General features: G+C 33.0%; 1 protein-coding gene. It reads right to left on the bottom strand.

The genetic code is table 11. The annotated features are described in order from the left end of the window. Positions 1-86: 86 nt before the first annotated feature. Positions 87-263: a class I lanthipeptide gene (locus tag R2R70_RS19255; protein ID WP_410699274.1), complete on the bottom strand. Its 177-nt coding sequence runs from the start codon at positions 261-263 to the stop codon at positions 87-89. Between the last annotated feature and the right edge of the window lie 98 nt (positions 264-361).

Here is a 361-nt window from a genome sequence, read left to right as displayed (position 1 = left end):
TTACTTCTTTTCCTAGTTTTACTGATTTGTTGCTCATTGTTATTATTTTTTATTGTTAATGAATTGGTTAATTAATTGATTGTTGACTATCCACATCCGTTGCAAGATGCTCCTACACAGCTGAAGCTTCCTTCAAGGTCTTGGTCAATCCCTCCAACTTTCTTTCCGCCTTTTACCTTGTTTAATTGATCTTCCTGTAATTTTGTAACTGCGTCTTTGTTAAGTGTTACTTCTTTTCCTAGTTTTACTGATTTGTTGCTCATTGTTCTAATTTTTTATTGTTAATGAATTGGTTAATTAATTGTTGATTATCCACATCCGTTACAAGATAATCCTACACAGCTGAAGCTTCCTTCAAGGT

It is taken from the genome of Cobetia sp. SIMBA_158 (assembly GCF_046566945.1).
GTDB classification, from domain to species: domain Bacteria; phylum Pseudomonadota; class Gammaproteobacteria; order Pseudomonadales; family Halomonadaceae; genus Cobetia; species Cobetia amphilecti.
Note: the sequence above shows the minus strand (reverse complement) of the source record. Positions and strands in the feature narration are given on the sequence as shown.

Coding starts and splice junctions, on each gene's coding strand:
- R2R70_RS19255 (WP_410699274.1), bottom strand. CDS start 263: ATGAGCAACAAATCAGTAAAACTAGGAAAAGAAGTAACACTTAACAAA.